7 protein-coding genes and 1 pseudogene are annotated in these 8373 nt (G+C 71.7%); 2 read left to right on the plus strand and 6 right to left on the minus strand.

All coding sequences use genetic code 11. From position 1 onward, the window contains the following. Positions 1–4: 4 nt before the first annotated feature. The 4 genes from CAP_RS51175 to CAP_RS30925 all read right to left on the minus strand — a co-directional run bounded on the left by CAP_RS51175 (position 5) and on the right by CAP_RS30925 (position 4642). Complete coding sequence (locus CAP_RS51175) at positions 5–1303, minus strand: collagen-like domain-containing protein (protein ID WP_052376368.1); 1299 nt, start codon at positions 1301–1303, stop codon at positions 5–7. Between the two features lie 79 nt (positions 1304–1382). Continuing rightward, on the minus strand, positions 1383–2195 hold the full coding sequence (locus CAP_RS30915) for a hypothetical protein (protein WP_044247396.1): 813 nt from the start codon (positions 2193–2195) through the stop codon (positions 1383–1385). A gap of 363 nt (positions 2196–2558) precedes the next feature. Continuing rightward, a complete protein-coding gene (locus CAP_RS30920; protein WP_044247398.1) occupies positions 2559–4403 on the minus strand; it encodes an AAA family ATPase in 1845 nt (614 codons plus the stop codon). Continuing rightward, positions 4370–4642, minus strand: a complete 273-nt coding sequence (locus CAP_RS30925) for a protein kinase family protein (protein ID WP_044247400.1) — start codon at positions 4640–4642, stop codon at positions 4370–4372. Before CAP_RS30925 ends, CAP_RS30920 begins: the two co-directional genes overlap by 34 nt. A gap of 188 nt (positions 4643–4830) precedes the next feature. Here CAP_RS30925 and CAP_RS30930 point away from each other — a divergent pair, with 188 nt between their 5' ends. Beyond that, a complete protein-coding gene (locus tag CAP_RS30930) occupies positions 4831–5679 on the plus strand; it encodes a hypothetical protein (protein ID WP_044247402.1) in 849 nt (282 codons plus the stop codon). A gap of 77 nt (positions 5680–5756) precedes the next feature. Further along, positions 5757–7466: an OmpA family protein gene (locus CAP_RS30935; protein WP_044247403.1), complete on the plus strand. Its 1710-nt coding sequence runs from the start codon at positions 5757–5759 to the stop codon at positions 7464–7466. Positions 7467–7548: 82 nt separating this feature from the next. Here the strand turns inward: CAP_RS30935 and pyrE are convergent, their stop codons facing one another. Both pyrE and CAP_RS54195 read right to left on the minus strand, forming a co-directional pair. Beyond that, positions 7549–8118 (minus strand): orotate phosphoribosyltransferase, encoded by a 570-nt coding sequence (gene pyrE, locus CAP_RS30940; RefSeq protein WP_044247439.1) that lies wholly within the window; start codon positions 8116–8118, stop codon positions 7549–7551. Between the two features lie 5 nt (positions 8119–8123). Beyond that, positions 8124–8373 (minus strand): annotated as a pseudogene (locus CAP_RS54195) (hypothetical protein); the annotation flags it as partial.

The raw sequence follows: 8373 nt of genomic DNA on the forward strand, positions 1-8373 counted from the left end.
GAGCTTACTGGCAGCAGGCGATACGGCGCTGGGTCCCGCACGCGCCCAGGGCGTTGATGTTCCCTCCGGGCTGGATCATGGTGCCGTAGTACGAGGTGGAGGTGGTCATCCACCCGTTGCACGCATAGGAGTAGTTGCCGTCGCGTCCGGCGGAGGGAGAGCCGCTGTAGCTCGAGTCGCCGGTGACGCTGACGCTGACGTCGATCCACGCGCCCTCGGTCGGGATGGTCGTCGCGGACTGGGCGCGGATGTACTCGGAGGCGTGGCAGAAGTGGGAGCCGGGGAACTGCGCGGCGCACACGCCGTGCGCTGCGGTGCGGCCGCCGAAGTTGCCCGTGTGGGTGGTCGAGGAGAGCCCGGCGAAGGTGGTGCCGGGCGCGCCATTGCAGCAGGCGAGGCTGCGCGTGCCGGAGCAGGTCCCGAGGGCGTTGATGTTGCCTCCAGGGCCCACCATGGTGCCGTAATACGAGGTGGAGGTGGTCATCCACCCATTGCAGGCATAGCTGAAGTTGTTGTCGCGCCCGAACTGCGGTCCGCCGGAATAGACAGTGCTGCCGTCGGGCGCCACGCTCGGGTCGATCCAGGCGCCACCCGCAGGAGGCTCGGTCGCCGAGTTGGAGAGGAGATACTCGGAGGCGTGGCAGAAGTGAGCGCCCGCGAAGGCGGCGCCACAGGCAGCGTGCGCCGCGGTGCGGCCGCCGAAGTTGCCGGCGAAGGTCGCGACGGTGAAGCCCGCGAAGCCCCAGTCGTCCTCGGAGTGAGCGCCGGAGCCCGGAGGTCCTGCCGGTCCTTGCGGGCCAGGAGCGCCGCTCCCGGCAGGACCCGTGGGTCCCGCGGGTCCGGTGGCTCCGGCAACCCCTGCGGGGCCTGTGGCTCCCGTTGCGCCGGCGGCACCTGCCGCGCCCGTCGCGCCCGTCGCGCCCGTCGCGCCCGTCGCGCCTGCAGCCCCCGTGGGTCCCGTGGGCCCGGCAGCACCTTGCGCGCCGGTGGCACCCGGGAGGCCTGGGGCACCTGGAGCACCGGAGAGGCCCTGGGCTCCGGTCGGACCAGGGATGCCCTGCGGTCCCTGAAGCCCCGGAGGGCCTTCGGGGCCGGTGGGTCCCGTGGCTCCCTGGGCCGTGGCTTCGCCAGGGATGCCCTGGGGACCCTGGGGGCCCGTGGGTCCGGTCTCGCCTGCAGGCCCCTGCGCGCCCGTGGGCCCCTCGGGCCCCTCTTCGGCGCCGCAGCCAGCGATGCCCTGGAGGCCAGCCAGGGCGAGGACCAGAGAGTACCGCGAGAGTCGGGGGGGAAAGCGCGTCGTCATGAGCCGTCTCCGTCGAGGAAGGTGGGCGAAGATAAACCACCTCTCTCCCAGGGCGCGCTCCTATACGCGCCTCGCGCGTTCACGGGGCGTCGCTGGGAGGGGCCCCGCCGGCCCAGCGCGCGAAGACGCGGCGATTGCAACGGCTCCGGTGGAGGTAGGCGTCCCTCACGCCGTCGTCGGGAATGCGCGACGCGCGCAGCTCGATCTCGCGCACGGCCCTCTTCAGGCCGACCCTCGCGCTCTCTTGATCGCCGATGCGCAGGGACGCCTCGGCAGCAGCCGCACGAAACGGGATCTCTGCGAAGCCCGCGCTTCCGAGCTGTTCGAGCTGTTCGAGGTCTCCCTGCGCGAGGGCGGCCGCCTCCTCGGCGCGCCCCAGGCCAGTCAGCGCCTCGATCAAGCAGGCCGTGATGGCGAGCCGGTAGATGGGGGTCTCGTGGGCAAGCGCCCGCGCTGCGCGCGCCATGGTCTCCGCCGCTGCCCACTGGCCCCTCTCGATGGCGACCTTGGTGAGCGTCCAGCGGCTGCACAGGTCGTAGCTGATGCTCGTGCTGCTGTTGAGCACCCGCGTGGCGAGGTCCTCCGCCTCGGCCAGCCTCTCGGGGCTCGGCCGCTCGACGAGCGCATACGCCAGGTAAAACCACGCGTTCAGGGTCGCGTACCCGTCTCCGATCCGCTCGGCCACGGCGAGGGCCTCCCGACAGGACCGCTCGGCGCCGTCGACGTCGGCGAGCTCCACCTGCACGAAGCCCGCCAGGGTGCGCACGAGGGAGAGGTGGTGCGGCGCCCGCGCCTCGGCGAAAGCGGCCACGCCTTGCTCGGCGAGGGACCACGCGCGGTACGGATCCGCGTCGAGCGCGCTCACGAAGAAGGCGTTCCAGAGCATCGCCATACCGCGCACGTAGGGGTCGTGCTCGAAGGTCGACTGGCCAATCGTGTCGAGGAGGTCGAGGCAACCCTGCGCCTTCGCCCGCGGCGCGCGCGAGGGCCTGCGGCAGATCGTTTTGCTCGAGGGATTGCTCGGCGGCGCGCGTGTAGAACGTGAGCGCCCGCCCCTGCTCTCCGCCGCCCCTGGCGTGGCCCGCCAGCTCCACGGCGTCGACGTCGCCCATCGCTTCGAGCCAGTGGCCCGCGAAGAGGTGGCCGGAGCGCCGGTCGTCCTTCGTGAGCAGGCTGTACGCCGCGTCGCGCACGAGGGCGTGGCGGAAGCCATACTCCACCTGAGCCGGGAAGCGACTCTGGCGGCGGCGCTGGATCAGCTCGGACTCCACGAGGTGGGAGAGCCAGCCCGCCGTGTCCTCCGCGGCGCCCCAGAACTCGCAGAGCCGCTGTGTGGGCTCTGTCCAGAAGGCCTCGCCGAAGACGCTCGCTGCGCGCAGCAGGCGCCTCGCTTCAGGGGCCAGACGTCCAATGCGCGCCTGCAGCATGGCGAGCACCGTCTCCGGGACGTCGCCAGCCGTGCCCTCGGCGGCCGTGCGGATGAGTTCCTCCAGGAAGAGGGCGTTGCCCCCGGCAAGCTCCGCGATGCGCGTGAGCAACGGAGGGCCGATGGCATCCCCGAGCACCCCGCGGATGAGCGCCTCGCTCGCCTTGCGGCTGAGGGGACGGAGCGCGATCTCCTGGGCGTGTTCCGCGAAGAGGCCGGGACGTCGGCGTCGCGGAGCACGTCCTCGGCGAGCTTGACGGTGAGCGCGTCGCCCCACTGCAGGTCTTCGAGGATCAGCACCACCGGCTCCGCGGCGCACTCCGCGGTGATCCAGTCGACGAACGCCTGGGTGATCTGCTCACTCATGACCCGCGGGTCGCTGCGCGCGGCGCGCAAGGGTGGGCTTTCGTCGGGGAAGGGCACCCCGCAAAGCTCGCCCATGAACTCGGCGACGCGCCTCGCGTCTGCGTCCGGGATGCGCCGGCAGAGCCGCGCCATGAGCGCAGCACGGGCCTGCGCCGGAGCGTCCCCGGCGCGGACGCCAGCGAGCTGCCGGAGGGCGCCGCCGAGGATGCCGTATGGAGAGCCGGCGGTCAGCGGATCACCGTGGCCGATGAGGATCTCCGCGTGAGGGTGGGCGCTTCGGAGGCGGCGGAGCAGCTCGTGCCTGAGCCGCGATTTTCCGGCGCCCGGGGGGGCGACGACCAGCGCCGCCTGGGCCGCGGAGTCCTCGACGGCGCGGGCCATGAGCCCTTCGAGCTGGACCAGCTCCACCTCGCGACCGACGCAAGGGGTGGGCTTGCCGAGCAGGAGCCTGCTCTCGTCCGGATCAGGGCGCTCACCGCTCAGGAGGACACCGTCTCCCTCGAGCGAGGTCACGAAGCGAGCGTCGAGGAGACCGGCGGTGAGCGTGTCGATCCACACGCCGCTCCCGGAGGGCGTGGTGCCCGCCGCGTGCGCACTGTGGCTCTCGAGCAGGAGCGCTGCCCGATCGACGGCCTCACCCACCCGGAGACCCTGGCCGCTCAGCGCGCGCCCGGTGGCGAGCGCAATCCGCGCCTCCGGCCAGAGTTCCCGCGCGTGGAGCGCGCCCCGGGCCGCGATGCGCGCGAGGTCGGTCGCGACGCCGTTCGACGAGAGGGTGGCCAGGAACGACGCGCCGACCACATCGTCCACCTGGAAGCCGAAGCGAACGAGGGCGCTACGCACGGTATCGTGCAGCGCTGCCGGCGCTCCGACGCTGCGCGCTGGTGCCGCGGCGCTCCCCCCTTCGGGGAACATCACGAGCACCACGCAGGCGAGCGTCTGCTCTCCGCTCTCCCGCGTCGACGGCGGTTCGTACGACCACTCGGCCGTCGCGAGGGTCTCGCTCCCGTGAGTCTCGGAGGGCATCTTCGCGAGGAGCGCGCAGAGCGCCGCCGCGTCCCGCGGGCGGCTCGCCGGGTCCTTGCTCATCATGCGCACGAGCAACGCTGCCCAGGGCTCGGGGACGGATGGCCGCAAGGACTGGATGGGTGTCTCGGCGTCGAAGAGGATCCGCGCGAGCACTCCCGCCAGGTGCGACGCGTTGAAGGGCACCTTGCCAGCCAGGCACTCGTAGAAGATGACCCCGAGCGCGTACACGTCCGTCGCCGGCAGGATCACCTGGGCGCTCCCCGCCTGCTCGGGCGCCATGTAGTGCGGGGTCCCGAGGACTGTGCCGGAGATCGTGAGCTGCCTGGTAGCACCTCGGCCTCACGCGCGAAGCGCTCGGCGCCGAGGCCCTCACCGAGCGAGAGGTCCATGAGCTTGAGCGCAACGACCCGGCCCTCCTGCCGGTCGAAGGCGCGGTAGACCGAACCCATCCCTCCATGGGCCACCAGCCGCTCGATCTGGAACCGATCCGCGATCACCGCGCCCTGCTCGCCAGACATCGACAAACTCCGGGATCAGCTCGCCCCCCAGACTTCCCCTTGGCGACGCTTCCACCGCGGAGAGTCAGATAGCCGCTGCTTCTGTCTACCAGAGCCGAACGGAAGGCGTCAGGCCCGTTCCGGTGCGCACCGGAGGGCGCCGCGCGGGCGGTGTCGCGCCCCACGGTTGGCTTCGGTATACGTCATCCATGAAGTCCGGCCCTCTGCGCTACGCGAAGGCTGCGTTCAACGCGCGGCCCCTCGGCATGTTCGTGGCGCCGAACTGGATCCTGCTCGGGGTGTTCGCGCTGCTCGGCGTCCTGAACTGGGGCTTCTGGGTGCTCGGGGCGGGGCTCGAGCTGGCCTACCTCTTCGCCCTCACGAACAGCGCGCGCTTCCAGAGGCTCGTCGACAGCGAGGAAGCGACGCGCAGGCTCGCCCCGGCGAGGGCGCGGGTCGACGAGGTGCTGAGCAAGCTGGGGTACGACGACCAGGCGCGGTACGGGCGGCTGCGCGGGCGCTGCGAGCGGCTCCTTCATGATCCGCAGGGTGACGAGGCGGCGCTGGCCGTGCAGAAGGGCGCGCTGGACAGGCTGCTCTGGATGTACCTGCAGCTCCTCCGGACCCGCGGCGCGCTGGACGCGCTGCTCCGCGAGGCCGAGGGGCGCGGCGAGGGAGAGGCGGCGCTCCTGCGGAAAGCCAAGGGGATCTCGGAGCAACAGGAGCGCGCCGACGCGGAGCTGGGGCGCAGCCTGGCGGCGCAGGCCGACCTCCTGCGGCAGCGGGCTGCGCGTCAGGTGGAGGCGCGGACCAAGCTGGCCCAGGTCGAGGCGGAGCTCGCGCGCATCGAGCACCAGGTGGAGCTGATCCGCGAGGACGCGGTGGTCACGGCCGAGCCCGGCGCGGTGCGGCTGCGCATCGACGCGGTGACTGCCGGGCTGAACGAGACGATGTCCTGGGTGCGGTCCCAGCCCGATCTGGGCACCGCCGACATGCTGGACGAGACGCCGGAGCTCCTGGAAGCGGAAGCCGAGGCGCGCGCCGAAGCCAGGCGCTGAGGGGCTGCGCGAGAGCGCGGGCACCGACGGGGACGCGACGACGCGACGACGCGACGGAGAAGAAGAGGAGACGAGCGATGAGTGACAAGAAGGGCGGGGGGTCGGGAGGCGCCGGGAAGATCATTTCCCTGGTGCTGATCGCGGCCCTGATCGGACTCGGGCTGTGGATCGTGCTGCGTCAGGGGGGAAAGGACGCGGCGGACAAGCCCACTCCCGGAATGGTGGTGACGCCCCCGAAGGCCGATCCGGGCGCGGCAACGGACGACGAGGGGGGGCTCGTGGACGCCAGATCGGAGGTGCCCAGGCTCCCACCTGCGGGCGCGAACACGCCGAAGGGCGACACGCTGGACATCGAGCTGAGCAAGTACGCCGGGTACTCTGGGCTCATCGTCGCGAACGGTGGGCTCGCCCCCGCCGAGGGCTCGGTGCTGCAGAAGAAGTACGGGCTCAAGCTGAACATCCGCCTGTCCGAGGAGGAGGACTGGGGGAAGCTCGCGACCGGCAAGCTCGCCGCGTCGGCGACGACGGTGGACGTGCTCGCGGTGTACGGGCGGCAGCTCGGGGCGGTGGTGCCGGCGCTGATCGGCTTCTCGCGCGGCGCCGACGGGCTGGTGGTGCGGAGCAGCATCAAGCGGATCAACCAGCTCAAGGGGCGCGTGCTCGTCACGTCCCAGTTCAACGAGGCCGACTTCTTCGCGCGGTTCCTCGCGCGCGAGGCGGGGCTCCCGCTCAACGTGCTCGCGGGCAAGGACGCGACGCCGGACCCGGAGAAGGTGAACCTCGTGTTTGCAGAGGACGCCGAGCAGGCCGGGAAGATCTTCCTGAAGGACGTTCAGGGAGGGAGCGAGCAGCTCGCGGGCTGCGTGACCTGGGCGCCGTTCACCGACGAGGTGGTGAAACAGAGCGGGGGCAAGGCGCACGCGCTGGTGACCAACACCAACCTGCTCATCGTGGCCGACGTGCTCCTCGTCAACAAAGGGCTCGCCGAGCAGCAGCCGAAGCTCGTCGGCGCGCTGGTGGACGGGCTGCTCGAAGGGAACCGGATGGTGCGGGAGAACCCGGAGGCCCACGCGGAGGTGATCGCGAAGGCGTTCGGGTGGCAGCGGGCAGAGGTCGGGGGGCAGCTCGCCAAGGTGCACCTCGCGAACCTGCCGGAGAACCTCGCCTTCTTCTCGGGCGCGATCGACGCCGCCGGGAGCTTCGGCGGGATCTACCAGTCGGCGCTGATGGCCTACGGGAACGAGCTGATCAAGAACCCGGTCTCCGAGGACAAGCTGGCCGATCTGAGCCACCTGCAGGCGCTGGAGAAGTCGGGGGCGTACAAGGACCAGAAGATCCTGATCGCGCCGATCAAGAGCGGCGGCTCGAAGACGCTGGAGGGAGACCCGCTGCTCGCCAAGGACATCCGGTTCTTCTTCGAGCCGAACTCGGCGAAGCTCGATCTCACGGGCGAGGGCAAGGCCACGAACGAGGAGAACCTCGCGGCGATCAAGAAGCTGCTCCAGGTGAGCCCGGGCTCGACGGTGCTCCTGCGCGGGCACGTCGACGACGCCATGGTGGCCGAGTTCCGGAAGCTCGGCGGGGAGGCGCAGGTGCAGAAGATGGCGCTCTCCGCAGTGCAGCTCAGCAAGGACCGCGCGGAGGAGGTGCGCAAGCACCTGACGCAGAAGTTCAAGCTCGAACCGAAGCGGGTCGACATCTTCGGCGCCGGCTGGAACGAGCCGGTGAGCAAGGCCGATCAGGACCTGAACCGGCGCGTCGAGGTGCACTGGTTCACGCTGGAGTAGCCGCCTCGCCGCCCGCGCGGAGCCCCTTCAGGGGAGGGGCTCCGTCGCTTCCCACCCTCGCCTCCAGGCTGCGAGGTCGGCCTCAGGCGGGGTCGTCGGGCAGGAAGTCGCGGCGGGTGCAGATGGCGACGAGGGGGAGGCCAGCGGCGCGGATGGCGTCGGCGCCGCCTTCGAGCCGGTCGACGAGGGCGATCACCCCGACGACCTTCGCGCCCGCGGCGTGGAGCTTGTCCACGGCCTTGAGGGTGGAGCCTCCCGTCGTGATGACGTCTTCGAGCATCACCACGCGCCCGCCCGCGGGGAGGTTGCGGTCTCCCTCGATCTGCCGGCGCGACCCGTGGTCCTTCACTTCCTTGCGGACGTAGAGCGCTGGCAGCGGCGTGCCGCGCAGGTGGCTCATGAGCGACACCGCGCTCGCGAGGGGGCACCCGCCCAGCTCCACGCCGGCCACGGCATCGCAGCCAGGCAGCGCGTCCAGCGCGTCGAGCATCAGCGCGCCCACGAGGGCGTGCCCCTCGGCGGTGAGCACGGCTTGCTTGCAGTCGATGAAGAAGTCGCTCTCGCGGCCAGAAGCGAGGACCACCCGCTTCTTCTCGAAGGCGCGCTCGCGAAGGAGGTGAACGAGCTGCTCGCGGGCGCGGGGCCCGGTCAGCTCGTTCACCGACCGCCGCCCCGCTTGCGCACGGCAGCCTTGGTCCCCTTGCGGATGGCGGGCACCACCGGCGGGGGCGGACCGCCGGCAGCGGCGGAGGACGACTCCTCGTCCTCGGACGCCTCCAGGGCAGGCTCGGAGGGCACGGAGGGCGGCGCTTCCTCGACCGGCAGGGCTACCGGACGCGAGGCAGGCGGCGGCGGCGGCGCGGGACGCGGAGCGGCAGCGCGCGGAGCGGCAGCGCGCGGGGCAGGC

The sequence above is a fragment of the Chondromyces apiculatus DSM 436 genome (assembly GCF_000601485.1).
In the GTDB taxonomy this organism is placed as follows: Bacteria; Myxococcota_A; Polyangia; order Polyangiales; family Polyangiaceae; genus Chondromyces; species Chondromyces apiculatus.